We start from the raw sequence: 21,162 nt of genomic DNA on the forward strand, positions 1-21,162 counted from the left end.
TCAAAACATGCAAAGCAGAGGTAATTACTTACCCATTGCCTCTAACGCGTATTTCTTACCAAGCGCATATGCTTTTTTATTCGCTTCGTGAACTTTTGGCGGTACTTTTGAAAGCATTACGTCGATTAGAGACTGCTCAGGAAGTACCTCAGTCATTGTATTGGTAATACCCAATGCAACAACCGATTGTGTAATAACATTACCAACCTCTTCTTTTGCGATCGTAATGATAGGAATCTCGTGGATTACCCATTTTTTTCGATCTTCATCAGTCGGGTGAACAAGGTTGGGGTCAACAACGATGATCCCGCCTGGCTTAACACCGTTTTTGAACTGGTTGTAACTTACGTTGGCAACCGAAAGCATGAAATCGATCTCACCCTCATTCGCGTACGGGTAACGGATCTCATTATCGTCAAGTGTAATATCAACAACCGTTGCACCACCACGCACTTGTGATGTGTAGGTAGCGGTCTTAAGACCGAAACCACCATTTTTAATTTTACATGCAGCCATGATCTCGCCTGCTAGTAGAACCCCTTGACCACCTACACCGGTAAAACGTAAAGAATTTCTCATATTATCAAACCTTTATATTTTTTTCGCGAAATCATCTTGAGTGATCTTAGGAGCACCGTCTCTATGCGCAGCAATGATTTTTGCATACATCTCTGTATACTCTTCCTGCTCGACCTGGCGAAGTACACCTGTCGGGAAAATGTTAAGCTGCTCTTCTTCAGAAAGCGCTTCCCATTTTTTCAGTGGCATAGTAATGCTGTCGATCCATTTAAGGTTATCCATTGCCGATAGCATCTTGTTCTTACGGCCAAGGTTGATATGACAGTTTGACATAATGTCAAAAAATGAGAAACCTTTGTGCTGGAAACCTTTGACAAGGATCTTCTCAAGCTTCTTAGGATCAAGCATACTCTCACGTGCAACAAATGACGCACCGGCACCCATTGCCAATTTACATGCATCAAACGTTGGGTCGATGTTACCGGCTTTTTGAGAAACCGTCCACATACCCTGCGGTGTCGTTGGTGACGTTTGAGAGTTGGTAAGACCGTAAATGAAGTTATTGATTAGAATAAAGTTCATATCAATGTTACGGCGACATCCGTGAATCGTGTGGTTACCGCCGATAGCAAGACCATCACCGTCACCGGCGACAACGATCACTTTTGCATTCGGATTAGCAAGCTTTACACCGGTAGCATACGCAACGGTACGACCGTGCGTCGTATGGATCGTATTACAGTCAATATATGACGAGAAACGCCCTGAACAACCGATACCAGAAATGACACAGACTTCATCCATGTCCCATCCCATCTTCTTGATAGCACGGATCGTTGCTTTAAGGATAACACCATCACCACAACCCCAACACCAAAGTGTCGGCATCTTCTCTACACGTAGATATTCATCATAATTAAATGCCATTACATCATTCCTTTAACTGTTTCTACCATTTCAGATGGCGCGATTGGACGACCATTAGCTTTAAGTAGCGTTGTAAAGTCATCTCTTTTAATAACTCTCTCGATCTCTTTTGAGTATTGACCCATGTTCAACTCAGTTACCATGATCTTGTCTTTGAAACGCTCGCCGATCTCTTTCAATCTGTATGCCGGACTTGGCCAGATCATGATCGGACGGAAAAGACCTGCTTTGATCCCTTCTGCACGAAGTTTTTGAACCGCTTCGTAAGCACCAAGTGCGATCGAACCGTAGGCGATGATACATACTTCAGCATCATCCAACAAGACTTCTTCATAGTCAGCGTGATCGTCAAGACCGCCCTTCTCCTGAGAAACCGCGTTGATCTTACCGACAAGACGTTTAATGTTGAAATCACACTGCTGTGCATCTTCTGTCGGGAAACCGGTTGGTCCGTGGTGAAGACCTGTTACGTGGTATCTGTACCCTTTGAACATTGGGTTTAGTACCGCAGGTTTGTTCATCTCTGCCTCGTACGGAAGGTAATCTTTCGGATCGCAGTAGTTTGTAGCACGTGTTACGTTGTTCGCCTGGATCTCTTCGAGGTCAGGAAGCTCTGCTTTACCGTGCATGTGACCGATTGTTTCATCCAGAAGCATGAAGACCGGTGTCATGTATGTTTCAGCAAGGTTGAAAGCACGAACTGTCTGCGTATAACACTCTGTCAGTGAACCTGCACATAGTGTGATCGAAGCAAAGTCACCGTGTGTCGGGTACTGTGCCTGACCGATATCTGCCTGGGATACACGCGTCGGAAGACCTGTTGACGGACCGCCACGCATAACGTTGATAATAACCAACGGGATCTCCGCGATAAAACCAAGACCGATCTGCTCAGCTTTTAGTGAAATACCAGGACCTGAAGTCGCTGTAAAAGATTTGACGCCAGTCATTGATGCACCCAGTGCAGCAGAGATACCGGCGATCTCGTCTTCCATTTGAATTGCTGTACCGCCGACTGCCGGAAGCAAGTCAGATGCTTCGTGCATTACTTCTGATGATGGTGTAATTGGATACCCACCAAAGAACATCGCACCAGCTTCGACTGCTGCTTTTGCAGCCAGTTCGTTACCTGTAGAAATTACTTCTCTCATTTTCATCCTTCCTTAATTATCTAGTGACATATAGTTGTTTGCAACAATTGCCTCTTGACGTGCTTTCGACTCGTCAGTCAATTTAGCAAACTTATAATCTTTTTTATCAGCTACGTAAATAGCAAAGTCTGGACATGTAAGTTCACATTCGTTACAACCGATACAAGCTTCCGGATGATCAATAGAGATCATCGCACCAAGCGTTGATGTTGAATCATAACGCATCCCAAGTACACCTGAAGGACATACTGATACACAAATATCGCACGCTTTACAGTTACTAGTATTTACCCATACTGGTTGATCGCCAGGGTTTTCAGTTTTAAACATCTGTTCTCCTCGTTAAAGTTAAATTATTTAGTGTCATTGTTAACCACAAACTTGCCGACAGCACAAGAGACAATGCTCTTAGCCTTTAATCCAGCCGACTCGATTAAACTAGATTCCTTATTATATAGAGGATAACCAAGTTTTCTTAAGACTGCTTTGAACTGTGCTGATGGCGCTTCATCCGTAACATTAACTGTTACTTTACGAGGCTCACACGAAAGGTCCACAGAGATATCTGTAAAACCCTCCTCTTTCAAAGCTTTGGTTATCGTTGCTGCACAACCGCTGCAACGAACATTGGCTACCTCTATTGTCTCCAGCATTACTTGGAAAGAACCTCGGCTACCGCTTTACCGATATCGGCCGGGGAGACAACAACCTTAACGCCTGCCGCTTCCAATGCCGCCATCTTCTCAGCTGCTGTACCGGCAGAACCGGAGATGATCGCACCCGCGTGACCCATACGTTTACCGGCAGGTGCTGTCTGACCTGCGATAAAAGCTACAACCGGTTTGGTGATGTTCTCTTTGATGTAGGCAGCTGCCTGAATCTCCAGATCGCCACCGATCTCACCGATCATGACGATCGCTTCCGTTTCCGGATCTGCTTCAAACATTGGAAGAAGCTGCTTGTACGAAAGACCGATAATCGGGTCCCCGCCGATACCGACAGCTGTCGTAATACCGTAACCCTCTTTAACAACCTGGTTAGCACCTTCATAAGTCAATGTACCGGACTTAGAGATAAGACCGACATTTCCTTTTTTGAAGATCATACCCGGCATAATCCCGATCTTGCACTCTTCAGCCGTGATGATACCCGGACAGTTCGGCCCGATTGTCATCATGCCGTGTTTGACAGCATAGGCTTTAGCCGCCTGCATATCACGAACCGGCGCACCTTCTGTAATGATAACAGAAAGTTCGATACCTGCATCAGCCGCTTCCATGACCGCATCAGCAACAAAAGCAGGCGGAACAAAGATCATAGAGACAGTAGCGCCTGTTTGTGCCACCGCATCTTTGACCGTGTTGAAAACAGGCTTGCCAAGATGTTCTTGCCCACCTTTGTTCGGTGTCACACCGCCTACGATATTTGTACCGTAAGCGATACACTGCTCAGCGTGAAAAGAACCCTCTTTACCGGTAAAACCTTGAACGATGACTTTTGTATCTTTATTTACTAAAATAGACATTAATTACTCTCCTTTCGCTGCTGCAACTGCTTTTGCTGCGCCATCTGCAAGATCTGTTGCCGCAATGACATTAGGGATATTTGCATTCTTCAAGATCTCAGCTGCTTCAGGTGCATTTGTACCGTCAAGACGGACGATAACAGGTACATGAACATCAACAAGTTTAGTTGCTTCCAAAATACCGTTGGCAATACGGTCACAACGAACAATACCACCGAAGATATTCACGAAGATCGCTTTGACATTTGGGTTTTTAAGAATGATCTCAAAACCTTTTGCAACGGTTTCCGCGTTCGCAGATCCACCGACATCCAGGAAGTTGGCCGGAGTACCGCCCATGTAATTGATCGTATCCATCGTACCCATTGCAAGACCGGCACCGTTTACCATACAACCGATCTCTCCGTCAAGTGAGATGTATGAAAGACCGTATCGGCTTGCTTCACGCTCATCAGCATCTTCTTCAGAGATATCACGCATATCTTCAATATCCGGATGACGGCCAAGAGCCGAATCATCAAAGCCCATTTTACCGTCAAGCGCAAGGAAGTCACCTGCACCTGTCTTAATCAACGGGTTGATCTCGATCATCTCAGCGTCATTTTCCATGTAGCAACGGTAAAGTGCCGAAGCAAACTTGATGAACTTGCCCTGCTCTTCTTTAGCAAGACCGAGACCGAATGCGAGTTCGCGTCCGTGGAAGCCCTGGAAACCGATAGCCGGATCAACCGCTACTTTAACAATCTTCTCTGGAGACTCTTCAGCAACCTTCTCAATCTCCATACCACCCTCTGTAGATGCCATAATAACAGGCATCTCTTTAGCACGGTCAAGAACCACACCAAGGTAATACTCGTCTTTAATATCCGCACCCTCTTCGATGTAAACCTTTTGAACCAGTTTACCTTCAGGGCCTGTCTGGTGTGTTACCAGGGTCATACCTAGGATCTCAGAAGCAAGCTCTTTGACTTCATCAATTGATTTGGCAAGCTTGACACCGCCGCCAAGACCACGACCACCTGCGTGAATCTGTGCTTTTACTACCCAGATGTTCCCACCAAGCTCTTGTGCATTAGTTGCAGCCTGAGCCGGGGTATTGGCAACGATTCCTCTAGGTGTCGGAACACCATACTTAGCAAAGATCTGCTTTGCCTGATATTCATGAATATTCATCTACTCTCCTTAATTTAAAATGAACAGACTACGCCTTCGGCGAAATCATCTCTTCTGGTTTAACGTAATTATCGAACTCTTCTGCAGTCAAAAGGCCCAGCTCTATTGCCGTCTCTTTGAGTGTAGAGTTGTTCTTATGCGCTGTTTTCGCAATTTTAGCCGCATTTTCGTATCCGATATACGGGTTAAGCGCTGTTACCAACATCAATGAGTCATGCAGATAATGATCGATTTTCGCATTGACAGGCTGAATACCAACCGCTGCATTATCATTGAAGGATACGATAGAGTCACTAAGCAGTCTGACTGATTGCAAAAAGTTATACGCAATAACCGGCTTAAACACGTTAAGTTCAAAGTTCCCTTGACTCGCAGCAAAACCGATTGTTGCGTCATTACCCATTACCTGGCAGGCTACCATTGTCACTGCTTCAGACTGTGTCGGATTGACTTTACCCGGCATGATCGACGAACCCGGCTCATTTTCCGGAATAGTGATCTCTCCCAATCCACAGCGTGGACCACTCGCCAACCAGCGCACGTCGTTGGCAATTTTCATCATGTCAGCTGCCAATGCCTTAAGCGCACCGTGTGCAAATACAAGCGCATCGTGCGATGTTAATGCATGAAATTTATTTGGTGCGGTCACAAAATCATGCCCTGTAAGCTCTGACAGTTTTGCGGCAACACGTTCTCCAAGTTCGGGGTGAGCATTAAGACCTGTACCTACGGCTGTTCCGCCAAGTGCCAGTTCACGTACGGCATCAAGTGAATCTTTTGCCATCTTTTCAGATTTGTTTAGCATCTCGACCCAGCCGCTGATCTCCTGACCAAGTGTCAACGGTGTCGCATCCTGAAGGTGCGTACGGCCGATCTTCACGATATCAGAGAAGGCATCACTTTTTGCCTGCAGCGTCGCTTTCAGTTTGGCTATCGCCGGCAGAAGTCTCTCTTCAACCGCGATGACAGAAGCGACATGCAGTGCCGTCGGATAGGTGTCATTAGATGACTGTGATTTGTTAACGTCATCATTTGGATGGACCAACTTCTCTGTTCTGAAATCGCCGCCGAGAATCTCAGTTGCACGGTTGGCGAGTACTTCGTTGTTATTCATATTCGACTGTGTTCCTGAACCTGTCTGCCAAACGACCAGAGGATAATTTCCGTCAAGTCTGCCGGCAAGCATGTCATCAGCAGCCTGTGCGATTGCATCGGCTTTCACAGCATCAAGTTTGCCCAGGTCTTTATTGACTAGAGCAACTGCTTTTTTAAGATATGAGAATGCACGTGTAATCTCATACGGCATCGTCTCTTCACCGATCGCAAAGTTTTGAATAGAACGTTGTGTCTGTGCCGCCCAATAAGCGTCTACAGGGACTTTGATCTCACCCATAGTATCTTTTTCAATACGTGTCGCCATCTTATTCTCCTTCAAAAAAGTTGTTAGTATTTAGCGTATCGATCAATGTCTGTACCGATGCACATGAACCCGCAAACATCTCTTTCTCTTTGTCGTCAAGGGTTACTTCGATGATCTTCTCAGCACCGTTTGCACCCAGCATTACCGGTACACCGCAAACCACGTCGGAATAACCGTATTCGCCTTCCAGCAATACGGCACAAGGATGGATCTGCTTCGTATCTTTCAAAATAGCATCAACCATGATCGCTGTCGATTTTGCAGGACCATAATAAGCTGAACCCGTTTTAAGGTGACCGACGATCTCGGCACCGCCATGACGTGTACGAGTAACGATCTCTTCAATCTCTTCATCAGAGAGCACATCCGTAAGCGGTACACCGGCCACGGTAGAGTAACGCGCCAATGGGACCATATCGTCACCGTGACCGCCCATAACGGAAGCACGGATCTGACCGCCGCCGTAACCCAGTTTTTCTTGAATGAACGAAGCCATACGTGATGAGTCCAAAATACCCGCCATACCGATGACACGGCTTCTATCGAAACCTGACTCTTTGAGGGCAACATAAGTCATTGCGTCAAGAGGGTTGGAAACCATAATAATGATTGCGTCAGGAGAGTATTTGGCAACCCCTTCAATCACATCTTTAGTGATATTGGCATTGATCATCAAAAGGTCATCACGACTCATGCCCGGGAGGCGAGGACTACCTGCCGTAATAACAACAACATCGCAGTCTTTAAGATCTGACATCTCTTCTGCGACTTTTACAACCGTATGTGAACGTACCGCTGAAGCTGCCTGGGACATGTCAAGCGCTTTGCCTTTCGCTACATCAATCTTATTGTCACGCAATATAATCTCATGGCACGCACCTTGCATTGCTAGAGAATAAGCTACAGTGGCCCCGACATTGCCGGCGCCGACAATACCAACACGTTTTCCTTGATTCATTAGGACTCCTAAGGTATAAGATAGTTAGCGTCCCTTCAAGCAATACACTTAAACACCAGGTGCGAACACGTAATTATTAAGTATAACTGCTAAGAAAACGCCGATCAACAATAAAGACTTTCGTCTTTTGTATAAAACTCGAAAGCTTCATAAAAAAGAGGAAAGGAGAAACCCTCCTACGGAGAGTTCCAACTTACTTAGATAGCATCGATAATCGCGTTAAGTGTCGCAGATGGACGCATAGCAGCTTCTGCTTTTGCATCATCCGGGTGGAAGTAACCACCGATATCCTGAGGTTTCCCTTCCGCTGCCATAAGTTCAGACATGATCTGATCTTCTTTCTCAGTCAGCTCTTTAGCAACAGGAGCAAATTTCGCTTCAAGTGCTGCATCACCACACGTTGCAAGTGCATTCGCCCAGTACTGTGCAACGAAGAAGTGAGATGCTTTGTTATCTGGCTCACCGGCTTTACGGCCAGGCGCTTTATTGTTATCCAGGTAACCATGGTTTGCTGTATCCAATGCCGCAGTAACCGCTTTTAGTGCAGCACTTGGATGTTTTTGCTCGATATAACGCATAGACTCTGCAAGCGCAAGGAATTCACCCAGTGAATCCCAGCGAAGGTGACCCTCTGCAAGGAACTGGTCAACGTGTTTAGGAGCAGAACCGCCCGCACCCGTTTCGAACAGACCGCCGCCTGCAAGAAGTGGAACGATCGAAAGCATTTTAGCCGATGTACCAAGCTCAAGGATCGGGTACATGTCTGTCAGGTGGTCACGAAGGACGTTACCTGTTACAGCGATCGTGTTTTCACCTTTACGGATGCGCTCGTTAGTGAAACGTGTAGCAGCTGCGACATCCATGATGTGGATTTCAAGACCCTCAGTGTTGAACTCCGGCATATACTTGTTTACTTTTGCGATCATTTGAGCATCGTGCGCACGGTTTTCATCCAACCAGAAGACGACAGGGATCTGCTCGATTTGGCCACGTTCGAATGCAAGACGGATCCAGTCTTTAATCGGGATGTCTTTTGCACGAGACATACGCCAGATATCACCTGCTTCACACTCAAAGCTCATAAGCTCTGTACCGTCTTCAGCTGTTACAGTTACTTTACCAGCTTCAGCAAGTTCGAAAGTCGTCGGGTGAGAACCGTACTCTTCCGCTTTTTGTGCCATAAGACCGACGTTCTGCATTGTACCCATAGTCGTTACATCATACTGACCGTTTTTAACACAGTCAGCAACCATCTCCTGGTGGAACATTCCGTAAGTACTGTCAGGGATAACAGCCACACACTCTAATGCATCACCGTTACGATCCCACTGCTTACCGCCTTCACGTACAACTACCGGCATAGAAGCATCGATGATGATGTCGTTTGGCGCGTTGAAGTTCGTCGTTCCTTTATCGGAATCAACCATTGCGATTTTCGGGCTGTCTGCCTCAACAACTGCTTGGAATGCCGCTTTGATCTCAGCTTCTTGTGCATGACCCGCAATCTTTTTCTCAAGATCAGACATACCAAGATTAGGGTTGACACCAAGTCCTGCAAAAGTATCAGCATACTTCTTGAATACGTCTTCGAAGAAGATTTCAAATCCGTGGCCGAACATGATCGGGTCAGAGATTTTCATCATCGTTGCTTTGAGGTGAACCGACCAGATCACACCTTTTGCTTTTGCATCTTCGATTGTCTGTTTGTAGAATGCACGAAGTGCTTTAACTGACATGAATGTGCCGTCAAGTACTTCACCATCAAGTGCATCGATAGTTGCCAGCTCGTTACCGTTAAGAGCGATAGTAACTTTTTGACCTTTGTCCATAGTCACAGACTTCTCATTGCCGTAGAAATCGCCTTTACCTTCCATGTGAGCAACATACGCTTTTGAGTTTTCAGCAAAAGGCTTAAGTCTGTGCGGGTTTTTCTGTGCAAAGTTCTTAACAGCTTTTGCTGCACGGCGGTCAGAGTTACCTTCACGAAGTACCGGGTTAACCGCTGAACCAAGACATGAACTGTATTTAGCCTGAAGCGCTTTTTCTTCATCGTTTGCCGGGTTTTCAGGATAGTTAGGGATATCGTAACCTTGTCCCTGAAGTTCAGCGATACAATCTTTAAGCTGACCAACTGAAGCAGAGATGTTTGGTAGCTTAATAATGTTACCTTCTGGTTGAAGTACTACTTCACCTAGTTTTGATAGTTCATCTTCTGCTTTACCCATCGCTGCAAGTACACGACCTGCAAGGGAGATATCACTTTGCTCAAGTTCTACGCCACCCGCTGCACAAAATTTTGCTGCGATTGGGAAGAAAGAATACGTAGCTAAAGCCGGGGCTTCGTCAATTTTCGACCAAATGATTTTTGACATGTTAAGTCCTCTGTTTTTTTGAGATAGAACATTCTAACACTACAAAAGGTAAATCATTACCTCTTCGCACCCTTTTCAGACTCAAATCAAACACACTGTTTCATTTGGTAGCACGCTTTATGTTGCCAATATGTGTAGAATAGTAACGTGTGAAATCGTGTTTACCCTTCTTGTTTTTCATAAAATAGAGGTAATCGGTCTTGGCTGGAAAGATGGCAGCACGAACAGCCGGCAAGCTGACATTGCAAACAGGGTCATTTGGAATACCCTTATATTTATACGTATTATAGGTGGTTTTGTCATTTCGAATACGCGCCGGTGTGATCTTAATATGCGAATACTTGCCGTAGTTCAGAGCGCCGTCCATCTGCAGTTTCATCTTTTTATTGAGACGGTTCTGTATAACGGAACTCACGATCGGCATCTCATCTATTGATGCAGCTTCCTTCTGTATCACTGAAGCCAATATGAGATACTTATACCACTTGGCCTCATTATAGGTGCCGAAGATCTTCTTCGACCACTCCCGCATCTTTTTCTGCGAACGGTTCAAAAGAAGTTCGATCACCGCCTCCTCTGTTATGCCAAGCGGTAGTTTATAGGTATCAGGTACAAAAGCGCCCTCTTTAAAGCGGGACTGTTTTCCGAACTCCAGCATGAGCGTTTTATGATCAAGGGACAACTCTTTCGCCATCTCTTGTAAAAAGATATAAGTCGTCTCCCCGGGTATCAATGTAACGTTGATCATCGCTGCTTTGGCTGTTGAGAGCCGATAAAGAAAATCGGCATGCGTCAAGTGCGTCCTGCCCATGTTGATCCAACCTTGCTGCGGCATACCGACAAAGCGCATAAAAAAGGCGTCCAGAGGAGAAACGTCGATATTTTTATGTTGCATATGTGCTATAATTTTGGTAATTGATCCTTGGGGAACATAAAGCACTTTCGAGGTCGTGAGGCCCAGATTTAGGTAGTACATGAACGACAGCGCTATTATCAGAGCCATCTCCAAGATCCACTCCACCATCATTGATCTGCTTATTTTCATCTTCGCTGCTCTTTTTACAATCTATTTTACACTGCACATCGGGCTAAAAATGGACAATTTCATCCTACCCGGCATTAATATTGAGCAATTATACATAAAGTGGGATGAAAAGATAGTTGTCGATATCGAATCGATAAAGATTACAAAAAGTAACACAAGAAGTACATTCAATATTAAAAGCATTGACCCGCAAAGCCTATTAAAACAGTCTAGAATTCTGGACAGTCTCTTCTCAGACATAACCATCAAAAACATCCATTACAATGATATAAATGCTACTTTTCGTTACATAGAGCACGATGCGGGCTATGTCAACATTGACGGCCCGATGTTAAAACTAACGACTGCTGTCACTATGAATGACGATCATCTGCTTATCAACATCAAAGACCTTCAGGAGTTATCGAATAAGAGCAGTATGAACGGCAAAATTTTGATCGACACTAACGAACGTAAACTCTACGGCGATCTCAATATCAATGCCGGCGATGTGATGCCGCTTAAACTCTATCTTCTGGCAGACCAGGAAAAAGTCCGATTGTGGGGGAAAGGGGCGCAACCTTTTACAAAACCCATCAAGCCGGCTATTCGTATCGCACATCTGCATCCAAAAGTCGAACCGTGGGTTGCAGACTACCATAGCGGCAAAACGGTTACTCTGGAGTATTTTAAAGGTACCCTCGTCTATGACGATCCAATTACCCTACTTGATACACTTGATGCCAGACTGCGCTATGATGATATGCAATACACCTTTGCACCAGGATATGCTCCTGTTTACGCCAAATATACCGATGTCACTTTCAAAGACCGTGTCTTGAACATCTATCCCAGGGAAGCGACCTATTATGGTCAGCCTGGTGAAAAGACCTGGTTGAAGATTGACTTTACCGATCCTTCCCATCCTGTTTTGACGGTTGATGTCGATACAAACGCACAATTGACAAAGGAGATGCTCCCGTGGCTCAAAGGCTATGGTATCACCCTCCCTTTTTATCAGACAAAAGGGACAACCACCGTCAAACTTGCCATAGCTGTTGCATTAAATCACATTCATGTCAACGCCGAAGGGTATTTCAAGACAGATGAAGCAACGTTTAACTTCTCTAATACCGATATTGATGTCAAAAATGTCCTTGTCAATCTAAAAGATACAGATGTTGATATTCAAAAGCTCAATGCATCACTGCTTGACAATGCCATCAATGCCGAATTCAAAGGAAAAATCAACCCGGTGAAGCAGACAGGAAAATTCACTATTGCACTGCACAGACTTCATTTTCAAAATGGCGGCAATGTATTTGAGATGGACCCGCAATATGCACCGCTGAATTTTTCGTATCTTATTAAACCAAACAAGGACAGACTGACTATTCCAAAAAGCTATTGGCTTTTCAACCAAAGCCCTATCACGATCAATCCTCTTCATGCCCCTTTCGATTTTTCAAGCCTCAGCGGTCATGTACCGACCGTTTTAGTCAGCAGTGGGAATCTTTTTAAAAGCTATGTTACAGGGCAATTCAATATTAAAAAACTTCAAACCGATCTTACTGTCGATCTTTTAACATTGAAAACGCCTTTACTCTCTTTGCAGCAGACCTATATTCCACTTGAAATAAAGTATAAGGACGGTCTCTATATTAATGTCAAAAAGCAGTCGGAGTGGAAACTTGGCAACAATAGGTTCACTCTCTTTCCGTCCATCTTATCCTACAAAGAGGATCTCCTCTATATCCAGGATGCCCATTTCTCTCTCAACAACATTCTGGATTCCTATCTTAGCGGTGCCTACAACACTCTCGATGATAGAGGAACGTTCACCCTTAAAGGACTGCAGGCAAAAACGGATGATACGGTCTTGCTTGCGACACGAAGAGATCTGAAAGTCTTCCTGAAAAAAAAAGGCAACGAACATTTAGTCACAATCCCGGCCCTTGACCTTAACTATCAAAAAGACAAAGCCGGCTGGAGCGTGGACATCAACAATATCAATAATCTATCAGCACTATCCCCTTTTCTGACAGAGTACAACATGACTAAAGGAGAGATGCATCTTCGTTCACGTACCGATTCCGATACGATCAATCTTCATGGCAATCTCCCTTACCCCTACAGCATCCTCGTCAAAAACAATGTACCCCTCAATACGTTCAGCTTTAGCGGTACCTATGACAACGATCAGCTTGCCTTGACGATCAATGACGATATCCAGGCAAATTTGCGAAATAACCGGTTGGCTATTAAAGCCAAGGATATCGGGTTTGATCTCTTTGCTATCTCTGACCTGATCAAAGACCATCCTGTCGTAGACACCAACACTACGAAGAGCCGTTTCAGGGTCAAAATAGAAGCGGACAACAGTTATCTCTATCTTAACGAAGCACGTCGCATACCGGCGGACAGACTTCTTTTACAGTATGCAAACAAAGATCTGAATACACAATTGCTGCATGGCGAAAAAGGCGGTATAGCACTTGAATACAGCAACAAAAAGCTCTTTATTTACGGGGATGGCCTTAACGACGCCTTTATGAACGAACTTGCAGAGTTTTCTGATTTTAAAGGCGGCGAACTCAGTTTTTATATCTCGGGCAGTACGGATGATCTTGAAGGTGTAATACAGATCAAAAAAACGATTGTAAAAGATTACAAGATCATAAGCAACATCTTTGCTTTCATCAACACCATCCCGGCCCTGGTCACGTTTTCCGTTCCGCACTACACAACAAAAGGGCTCAAGGTCAATGATGCCTATGCGGGATTTTCTCTGAAAGAGAACATGTTGACGATCAAAGGCTTTCATGTCAATGCAGAAGAACTCGCCTTTAATGGTAAAGGCACTGTCGACCTTAATACCAGGACACTCGATGTGGAGACCTCCCTCGTGACGGATGCGACTAAAAATCTCGCCAGAATCCCATTTCTGGGCTATATTCTTGTCGGTAAAGAAGACAACAAAGCGACCACAACGATCACATTGACAGGCGCTATAACAGATCCGAAAATTGAAAATACCCTGGCTAAAGATATCGGCATAGCCCCGTTCAATATTCTTAAACGCGCCCTTACTTTTCCGGCACACTATATCGACAAGGCCCAACAAGCGATCGATGAAAAGAAAAGCGAACAGTGAAGCGTGAAGCGTGAAGCGTGAAGCGTGAAGCGTGAAGCGTGAAGCGTGAAGCGTGAAGCGATTATAAAAAGATGATCAAAACTACCTTAACGCTGACGTACTAATCAAACGAACGAAGTTCGAACTGATCAGCATCAGAAGTGCAGCGAAGGCGAAACACGCCATCAGCTGACTCACGAAAGAAAGATTTAGCGCACTATTCGTTACGAAGCACTGTTAGTACGTCCACTTCACTCGCCTTCTTAGCCGGGTACCATGCTGAAAGCAACACGATGACAAAGGCGCCTCCCAAAATGGAGAAAAAGTCAACCAGGCTGAGATCCAAAGCCAACTTTGATGTCGGATAGACATCTTTCGGTAGTGTGACAATATCGAACGTGCTCAAAACCCATAAGCCGCTCAATCCGAGGATCGAACCGATAAAGATACCGCTGATACCTATGACGATGCCCAGATATAAGAAGACCATTCGTATCTCACCCGCAGAAGTGCCGAGAGAGATCAAAAGTGCGATCTCGCTGCGGCGGTTCATCACCGTCATCAGAAGCGATGAGATGATGTTGATAGCAGCGATCAGGATGATCAGCATCAGCACAATAAAAAGGGAGCGCTTTTCAAGTTCAAGTGCGGCAAAAAAGTTCATATTGTCCTGCCACCACCCTTTGATCGTCGCACCTACCGGCAATGCCTCCCGGATCACCTCGATCAGCTCTTGCGGATGTTCCGTATAGATATGGATGCCGTCATATTGATTTGACGGCAGATGCATGATGCGCTGCATCGACTCCATCGTCGTATAGGCGTAGGCCTTGTCATAGGCGCTGAGACCGGAATCAAAGACCCCTTTGATGGTGAAGCGCTTGAGTTTAGGTGTCACTGCAAGGCCGCCCGGGTCCATCTCCGTAAAGATATAGGTCAGCTTGTCATCGACGTAGAGATCAAACTCATCTTTGAGCGACTTGCCGATAACCACCTGGAACTTTTTAACCTCTCTGTCCTGCAACGCCTCTTTGAGTACAGCATTGACCTTCACCTCATGTTTAAAATCAACGCCGAACAGATAGCCGCCTTCCAGGACGCTTCCGCTGCGTGCGATCACTGAAGAGGTGATATAAGGGCTCATTGCGAGGTCAGGAAATTTCTGTTCAAGATCAAGCAGCAGCCCTTCGTTGACAGAGCCGTAAAAACGCGGATAGACCGTAAGCGGATAGTTCATCACCGTCAGTTTTTTCTTGAACTCGTTGTCAAAGCCGTTCATCAATGCCATCGCAATGATAAGCACCATCACGCCGATAGCAATGCCTGTAAAAGCCAAGAGAGCCGATAGAAAGATAAAGGGTTGATCTATGTCAAAACGCAGAAAACGTTTGACAAGGTAGGGAACAATGGATGTTTTATTCATCAGACTGTTGCGAAAGCACCTTTTTTCGGACCGCTCTGGCCGCAGCAGTTTTTATATTTTTTACCCGAACCGCACGGGCAAGGGTCATTACGTGCAACTTTCTTCTCTACAAGCGGCGCATCATCTTCATGAAGGTTAAGCTCCATGCTCATCTCCAGCTGTTTCTGCTCGATCTCCTGCTGTCTGGCCAGTGCAGCCGCCTCTTCTTCCGGGTCCTGCATTGAGAACTGAATAATCTGAAGTGTCTTGATCGTTTCATACTTGATCACTTCAACCAGTTCGGTAAAGAGGTTGAAACTCTCTTTTTTGAACTCCACAAGCGGATCTTTTTGATTATAGGCACGCAGACGGATACCGGTTTTCATGCTGTCCATCTGGTAGAGGTGGTCACGCCATGATCTGTCCAGCGTTTTAAGATAGATCTCTCGTTCAATAGCACGCTGTACGTCGTCAGGCACCTGTGCCATCTTCTTCTCATAATCCGCTTTAAGCTGCTCTTCGACATTCTCAAGTAGCTCATCGTACTCTCTGTTTTCCAAGGCATTGAGATCAAGATCAAAATTACACTCTTCTTTGATAGCAAGCACTAAACGTTCAAGATCAAAATCCTCACGCGTACCGCCGTCAAAGATCTCAATGCGGTTGAGTGCCACTTCGACATATTCGCTTCTGATCTGTTCGACCTTGGACTTGATATCGAAATTCTGGTCCAGAAGCTCATTTCTGAACCTGTAGACAATCTTGCGCTGTTCATTGGCGACATCATCGTATTCGACGATACTTTTACGCCCTTCATAGTGCAGATTCTCTACTTTTTTCTGCGCTTTTTCAACGGCACGTGTCACCATTTTCGATTCGATGTACTCACCGTCTTCGACACCGAGGCGTTCCATGATCGTTTTGATACGGTCGCTTCCGAAGATGCGCAGCAGGTTGTCTTCGAGTGAAAGGTAGAAGCGTGAGCTTCCCGGATCACCCTGACGCCCGGCCCGGCCGCGCAGCTGGTTGTCAATCCGGCGGTTCTCGTGACGCTCCGTACCGATGATACAGAGTCCGCCGAGCGCTTTGATCTCATCCGAGATCTTGATGTCGACCCCGCGTCCGGCCATGTTGGTCGCAATCGTAACAGCCCCTTTTGCACCGGCATTTTTAATAATCTCACCCTCTTGCTCGTGGTTCTTCGCATTCAGGACCGTGTGCGCGATCTTCTCTTTTTTCAGAAGTTCGTGGAGCACTTCGGACTTCTCTATCGATGCCGTACCCACCAGTACCGGGCGGCCGATTTTTGCCAGGGCTTTGATCTCGGCGATAACAGCGTCGAACTTCTCTTGTTCCGTTTTATAGATAAGGTCGTTTTGGTCAATACGCTGAACAGGTACATTGGTCGGAATGGAGACGACATCCAGCTTATAGATCTGTGAGAACTCCGTCGCTTCGGTCTGAGCCGTACCCGTCATACCGGCAAGCTTCTCATACATCCTGAAATAGTTCTGGAAAGTAATGTCCGCAAGGGTCTGCGTCTCCTCTTTTACGGAGACGCCCTCTTTCGCCTCAAGCGCCTGGTGAAGCCCCTCGGAGAAACGGCGCCCTTCGCTCAGACGGCCCGTAAACTCATCAACAATAACCACTTCACCCTCTTTGACCACGTAGTCAACATCTTTGACGAAGAGATAGTTTGCCTTGAGCGCCTGGTCCATATGGTGCGACAGTGCCGAGTTTTCAATCGCGTAGAGGTTCTCTACACCGAACAGCTCCTCCGCTTTGGCGATCCCCTCTTCGGTTGTCAGGACGACCTTGTCTTTCTCATCAACGGTAAAGTCGACATCTTTTTCCATCTTCAGGGCGACTTCATTGGCACGCGCATAGTTCTCAAGCGTGCGGCTGACAGGGCCGGAGATGATAAGCGGTGTACGTGCCTCATCGATGAGGATCGAATCCACTTCATCGACGATGACAAAATGGTGGCCGCGCTGCGCCATCTGCTCTTTTGAAAAGCTCATATTGTCGCGCAGGTAGTCAAAACCAAATTCATTGTTGGTGCCGTAGGTGATGTCTGCCTCATAACCGGCAATTTTCAAAGCCGGATCATGACTTTTCTCGAGGATCGTACCGACACTCAGCCCCAAAAAGTTGTAGAGCGGCTCAAGATCACGTGCATCTCGCGATGCAAGATAGTCGTTGACTGTGACGACATGGACACCCTTGCCTGTAATCGCGTTCAGGACAACCGGAAGGGTCGCAACAAGCGTTTTCCCCTCACCTGTTTTCATCTCGGCAATACGCCCTTCATGCAGCGTCATACCGCCGATAAGCTGGACATCGTAATGGCGCATGCCAAGCACACGCTTACTCGCTTCGCGTGTTATTGCAAACGAATCGACCAGCACATTGTCGAGACTTTTCTGCTCTGAGAGCACCTCTTGCCTGATCGCCTCAAAAGCCGCTTTAAGTTCCTCATCACCAAGAGCGGCATACTTCTCTTCCAAACTGTTGATCTGCTTGACGCGTTTATTATATTTTTTAAGTTCACGGTCGTTTTTTGTACCGAAAATCTTTCCGAAGGTCGTTTGAATCATGGGCTGTCTATATCCATTTATCTGTAAAGTTAAGGGATTATAGCCCAGCAAATCTATGCTTTAGATGAAACCCTTTGTCTACGTGAAAAAGATATTGAAATATTAATTAATATTAATTACCGATGTTACAGCTTTATTGCTATAATACCGCAATCATTATCCGAAGGAACTCAATGCGTCTTCTCTTTGCTGCCCTGCTCTCTATCACGTCACTTTTTGCTATCAGTGAAAAGACCGACACCATGCAAGCCGATTTTGTTCAGACCATTACAGATGATAAGAACAGCACGATCACCTACAGAGGCGATATGCTTGCAAAACGCCCGAATATGGCACTATGGCACTATAAAGAGCCTGTCCAGAAAAGTGTCTATATCACGGCGCGGAATGTCACCGTCATCGAACCCGAACTCGAACAGGTCATTATAAAAAAACTAAATGGAAGCGTCGACATCCTTGCTATTCTTGGCGCTGCAGAGCATGTGGGCAAGAACAGTTACAGAGCCTACTACAGCGGCAAAGAGTACCTTATCAGTATCAAAGACGACAAGATCGATACCATCAGCTATACCGATGCTTTTGATAACCGGGTCAGCATCGTTTTTGATAAACAACAGATCAATCAAAAAATAGAAGACAGCCGCTTTAAAGCGACCATCCCTCAGGATTTCGACATCATCTCTGAGTAGAGACTGTCCCTGAAATCCTATCATCCTCCTTACAGACTTCATCCTATTGACAGCTTTCGGATGCTTAAACAAGCCTAAATAAAATCCCTTTCTGGCCTGACCTCGCATGAGGTTTTAATCTGCAACATGGACTTATTGCTCTGAAAAATCTATAATAGCTTATGCACTACTTATAGAAAGGCTCCCTATGACTGAAGCTGACACGCAGAAAGACCAAAAGATGCTGGTAACAGAGCGGTTTGCGCTCGAAGAGGCGTTTTGCGACGAGCTCCGTGCAAAAACCGTGCGTTTTGGTTTCGGAGGCTTCGGGGAGGCGACATATTACCGCACGTACAGCCGAATTAAACCCGACGGTACACAGGAGCATTGGCCCGACACGGTGATTCGCGTCATCAACGGCGTCATGTCCGTACGCAAACACCACTACGCGGTCGAGAGCCTGGAGTGGGATGATGCAAAGTGGCAGCGCTATGCACGGCGTCTCGCCCTGGCTATGTTTGATATGAAGTGGCTGCCGCCGGGACGCGGATTGTGGGTCATGGGAACCGACTATGTCTTTGAGCGTGGCAGTGCGGCACTCAACAACTGTGGTGCGGTCGATACGACAGAGCTTGCTTTGGCAGCGGACTGGACGATGGATATGCTGATGTGCGGGGTCGGCGTGGGCTTCAATACGGTATGGAAAGGCGAGAACGTTTTCATGCCCGACAAATCGCACCCCCGCCCCTTTATTATCCCGGACAGCCGTGAAGGTTGGGTCGCCTCGGTGCGTTTGCTCATCGAGAGCTATACAAAAGGCGGCAGCTGGTTCATTTTCGATTATACGCAGATCCGCCCAGAAGGTTCACCGATCAGAGGTTTTGGCGGCACAGCCTCCGGCCCGGATCCTCTAAAAGAGCTGCATAAACGTATTGAAAGCTATCTCGACGCCTACTGTCAGGGCATAACCGACCAAACCCGTACCGTAGCCGATATTATGAATGCCATTGGGGCCTGTGTCGTTGCAGGCAATGTGCGCCGCAGTGCGGAGATCGCACTTGGCTCTGCAGATGACCAAAGCTTCCTTGAACTCAAAGACTATCAAAAGCACCCGGAGCGTACCGAGATCGGTTGGATATCCAATAACACGGTGATACTGAAAAAAAGCGAAGACTTTCAGAAACTTCCCGTCATTGCCGAGCATATCCGAGACAATGGCGAACCCGGCATCATGAACCTTATCAACGTTCAGAAATACGCCCGCTACGGCGACAGATCGGACGACAAGGCTTCACTGGCAAACCCCTGCTCTGAGATCCCTTTGGAAAGTTTTGAGCTATGCAACCTTGCCGAAGTCTTCGATGCACGCTGTCCGAGTGAAACGGCGTTCTATGAAGCACTGGAGTTCGCTACTTTTTACGCGTCTACCGTGGCACTGCTGCCGACCCATCGTCCGGAGACCAATGCGATTACCGTACGTAACCGTCGGATCGGCGTGAGCCTCTCTGGCGTGGCAGAGATGCTCGATGCCTTCGGAGCAACAGAGTTGACACGGCGCCTGCGAAAAGGCTATGAACTGGTGCGATCGACCAACCGGGACCTTGCCGCCAAGGCAGGCGTACCCGCTTCGGTAAGGGTCACCACAATAAAACCTTCGGGCACTATCAGCCAGCTTGTCGGTGTCAGTTCCGGAATGCATTTTCCAACCTTCCAGTATGCTATCCGCCGCATGCGCGTAGGTAACAGCTCCCCTATCTGTGCTGTTCTCAAAGCGGCAGGCATCCCTGATGAGCCGGATCACTACAGTCCCAATACAACCGTTTTTGAGTTTCCCATTGATCAGGGAAAAACTAGAAAAGCAACGACGGTCTCTGCCTGGGAACAGTTCGCCTTTTTGGCCATGCTTCAACGCGAGTGGAGCGACAACATGGTCAGCTGCACCGTCTATTTCGACCCTGAGACCGAAGGCAGCCAAATAGAACATATGCTCGCCCAATTCGCACCCGTCATCAAGTCCGTCTCCATGCTGCCGCACACCAAGAAAGGTGCTTACGCACAGATGCCTTACGAGGGAATAACCGAAGAGATGTACAACAAACGCCGGGCCCGACTTTCAAAGATAGACTGGAGCGGTTTTAGCTGCAGTGACGGCATAGAGAGCCGTTTCTGTACCGGCGACAGTTGTCGTGTTAACGGTTGACACGCTCACCGATCAGGTTCATCGTGCAGACGTTTGACCTGTTTTATCCAAATCTGAAGCTACACTGAACTGCATTTAGTCAAAGCCGCGAAT

The 21,162-nt window shown here is 46.6% G+C and carries 16 protein-coding genes; 3 read left to right on the forward strand and 13 right to left on the reverse strand.

Annotation, left to right across the window (positions count from 1 at the left end; genetic code table 11):
• Positions 1–24: 24 nt before the first annotated feature.
• The 11 genes from WCY20_RS07525 to mltG all read right to left on the reverse strand — a co-directional run bounded on the left by WCY20_RS07525 (position 25) and on the right by mltG (position 11,048).
• Positions 25–579, reverse strand: coding sequence for a 2-oxoacid:acceptor oxidoreductase family protein (locus WCY20_RS07525; RefSeq protein ID WP_345974018.1), 555 nt, complete (start codon positions 577–579; stop codon positions 25–27).
• Positions 580–591: 12 nt separating this feature from the next.
• Positions 592–1,446, reverse strand: a complete 855-nt coding sequence (locus WCY20_RS07530) for a 2-oxoglutarate ferredoxin oxidoreductase subunit beta (protein ID WP_345974019.1) — start codon at positions 1,444–1,446, stop codon at positions 592–594.
• Positions 1,446–2,597: a 2-oxoglutarate synthase subunit alpha gene (locus tag WCY20_RS07535; RefSeq protein ID WP_345974021.1), complete on the reverse strand. Its 1,152-nt coding sequence runs from the start codon at positions 2,595–2,597 to the stop codon at positions 1,446–1,448. Before WCY20_RS07535 ends, WCY20_RS07530 begins: the two co-directional genes overlap by 1 nt.
• Before the next feature lie 12 nt (positions 2,598–2,609).
• The gene (locus tag WCY20_RS07540) at positions 2,610–2,927 is read right to left on the reverse strand and encodes a 4Fe-4S dicluster domain-containing protein (RefSeq protein ID WP_345974023.1); all 318 of its coding nucleotides are present in this window, start codon (positions 2,925–2,927) and stop codon (positions 2,610–2,612) included.
• Positions 2,928–2,950: 23 nt separating this feature from the next.
• Positions 2,951–3,250 (reverse strand): heavy metal-associated domain-containing protein, encoded by a 300-nt coding sequence (locus WCY20_RS07545; RefSeq protein WP_345974025.1) that lies wholly within the window; start codon positions 3,248–3,250, stop codon positions 2,951–2,953.
• Positions 3,250–4,122, reverse strand: a complete 873-nt coding sequence (gene sucD / locus WCY20_RS07550) for a succinate--CoA ligase subunit alpha (RefSeq protein ID WP_345974027.1) — start codon at positions 4,120–4,122, stop codon at positions 3,250–3,252. Before sucD ends, WCY20_RS07545 begins: the two co-directional genes overlap by 1 nt.
• Positions 4,123–4,125: 3 nt before the next feature.
• Entirely contained in the window at positions 4,126–5,295 is a 1,170-nt protein-coding gene (sucC, locus tag WCY20_RS07555; RefSeq protein WP_345974029.1) for an ADP-forming succinate--CoA ligase subunit beta, read from the reverse strand.
• A 28-nt stretch (positions 5,296–5,323) separates the two neighbouring features.
• A complete protein-coding gene (gene fumC / locus WCY20_RS07560; protein ID WP_345974031.1) occupies positions 5,324–6,715 on the reverse strand; it encodes a class II fumarate hydratase in 1,392 nt (463 codons plus the stop codon).
• Between the two features lies 1 nt (position 6,716).
• Entirely contained in the window at positions 6,717–7,673 is a 957-nt protein-coding gene (gene mdh, locus WCY20_RS07565) for a malate dehydrogenase (RefSeq protein WP_345974032.1), read from the reverse strand.
• A gap of 197 nt (positions 7,674–7,870) precedes the next feature.
• On the reverse strand, positions 7,871–10,045 hold the full coding sequence (locus WCY20_RS07570; protein ID WP_345974033.1) for an NADP-dependent isocitrate dehydrogenase: 2,175 nt from the start codon (positions 10,043–10,045) through the stop codon (positions 7,871–7,873).
• 100 nt (positions 10,046–10,145) lie between these two features.
• Complete coding sequence (gene mltG, locus WCY20_RS07575) at positions 10,146–11,048, reverse strand: endolytic transglycosylase MltG (RefSeq protein ID WP_345974035.1); 903 nt, start codon at positions 11,046–11,048, stop codon at positions 10,146–10,148.
• Here mltG and WCY20_RS07580 point away from each other — a divergent pair.
• Positions 11,020–14,223 (forward strand): AsmA-like C-terminal domain-containing protein, encoded by a 3,204-nt coding sequence (locus WCY20_RS07580; RefSeq protein ID WP_345974037.1) that lies wholly within the window; start codon positions 11,020–11,022, stop codon positions 14,221–14,223. The genes mltG and WCY20_RS07580 overlap by 29 nt on opposite strands.
• Positions 14,224–14,419: 196 nt before the next feature.
• Here the strand turns inward: WCY20_RS07580 and WCY20_RS07585 are convergent, their stop codons facing one another.
• Positions 14,420–15,625, reverse strand: coding sequence for an ABC transporter permease (locus tag WCY20_RS07585; RefSeq protein ID WP_345974038.1), 1,206 nt, complete (start codon positions 15,623–15,625; stop codon positions 14,420–14,422).
• Positions 15,625–18,201 (reverse strand): preprotein translocase subunit SecA, encoded by a 2,577-nt coding sequence (secA, locus tag WCY20_RS07590; RefSeq protein ID WP_345974039.1) that lies wholly within the window; start codon positions 18,199–18,201, stop codon positions 15,625–15,627. Before secA ends, WCY20_RS07585 begins: the two co-directional genes overlap by 1 nt.
• A 173-nt stretch (positions 18,202–18,374) precedes the next feature.
• Here secA and lolA point away from each other — a divergent pair, with 173 nt between their 5' ends.
• Both lolA and WCY20_RS07600 read left to right on the forward strand, forming a co-directional pair.
• A complete protein-coding gene (gene lolA, locus WCY20_RS07595; protein ID WP_345974040.1) occupies positions 18,375–18,890 on the forward strand; it encodes a LolA-like outer membrane lipoprotein chaperone in 516 nt (171 codons plus the stop codon).
• A 187-nt stretch (positions 18,891–19,077) separates the two neighbouring features.
• Complete coding sequence (locus tag WCY20_RS07600) at positions 19,078–21,069, forward strand: fused protease/ribonucleoside-triphosphate reductase (RefSeq protein ID WP_345974041.1); 1,992 nt, start codon at positions 19,078–19,080, stop codon at positions 21,067–21,069.
• Positions 21,070–21,162 lie beyond the last annotated feature (93 nt).

This window comes from Sulfurimonas sp. HSL3-7, from assembly GCF_039645985.1.
In the GTDB taxonomy this organism is placed as follows: domain Bacteria; phylum Campylobacterota; class Campylobacteria; order Campylobacterales; family Sulfurimonadaceae; genus Sulfonitrofixus; species Sulfonitrofixus jiaomeiensis.

What these genes read in the sequence shown, in the direction of transcription:
- mdh (WP_345974032.1), bottom strand. Translation starts at nt 7,673, where the DNA reads ATGAATCAAGGAAAACGTGTTGGTATTGTCGGCGCCGGCAATGTCGGG.
- WCY20_RS07540 (WP_345974023.1), bottom strand. Translation starts at nt 2,927, where the DNA reads ATGTTTAAAACTGAAAACCCTGGCGATCAACCAGTATGGGTAAATACT.
- WCY20_RS07600 (WP_345974041.1), top strand. Translation starts at nt 19,078, where the DNA reads ATGACTGAAGCTGACACGCAGAAAGACCAAAAGATGCTGGTAACAGAG.
- WCY20_RS07525 (WP_345974018.1), bottom strand. Translation starts at nt 579, where the DNA reads ATGAGAAATTCTTTACGTTTTACCGGTGTAGGTGGTCAAGGGGTTCTA.
- WCY20_RS07535 (WP_345974021.1), bottom strand. Translation starts at nt 2,597, where the DNA reads ATGAGAGAAGTAATTTCTACAGGTAACGAACTGGCTGCAAAAGCAGCA.
- secA (WP_345974039.1), bottom strand. Translation starts at nt 18,201, where the DNA reads ATGATTCAAACGACCTTCGGAAAGATTTTCGGTACAAAAAACGACCGT.
- WCY20_RS07570 (WP_345974033.1), bottom strand. Translation starts at nt 10,045, where the DNA reads ATGTCAAAAATCATTTGGTCGAAAATTGACGAAGCCCCGGCTTTAGCT.
- WCY20_RS07545 (WP_345974025.1), bottom strand. Translation starts at nt 3,250, where the DNA reads ATGCTGGAGACAATAGAGGTAGCCAATGTTCGTTGCAGCGGTTGTGCA.
- lolA (WP_345974040.1), top strand. Translation starts at nt 18,375, where the DNA reads ATGCGTCTTCTCTTTGCTGCCCTGCTCTCTATCACGTCACTTTTTGCT.
- WCY20_RS07580 (WP_345974037.1), top strand. Translation starts at nt 11,020, where the DNA reads ATGAACGACAGCGCTATTATCAGAGCCATCTCCAAGATCCACTCCACC.
- WCY20_RS07585 (WP_345974038.1), bottom strand. Translation starts at nt 15,625, where the DNA reads ATGAATAAAACATCCATTGTTCCCTACCTTGTCAAACGTTTTCTGCGT.
- sucC (WP_345974029.1), bottom strand. Translation starts at nt 5,295, where the DNA reads ATGAATATTCATGAATATCAGGCAAAGCAGATCTTTGCTAAGTATGGT.
- sucD (WP_345974027.1), bottom strand. Translation starts at nt 4,122, where the DNA reads ATGTCTATTTTAGTAAATAAAGATACAAAAGTCATCGTTCAAGGTTTT.
- WCY20_RS07530 (WP_345974019.1), bottom strand. Translation starts at nt 1,446, where the DNA reads ATGGCATTTAATTATGATGAATATCTACGTGTAGAGAAGATGCCGACA.
- fumC (WP_345974031.1), bottom strand. Translation starts at nt 6,715, where the DNA reads ATGGCGACACGTATTGAAAAAGATACTATGGGTGAGATCAAAGTCCCT.
- mltG (WP_345974035.1), bottom strand. Translation starts at nt 11,048, where the DNA reads ATGGCTCTGATAATAGCGCTGTCGTTCATGTACTACCTAAATCTGGGC.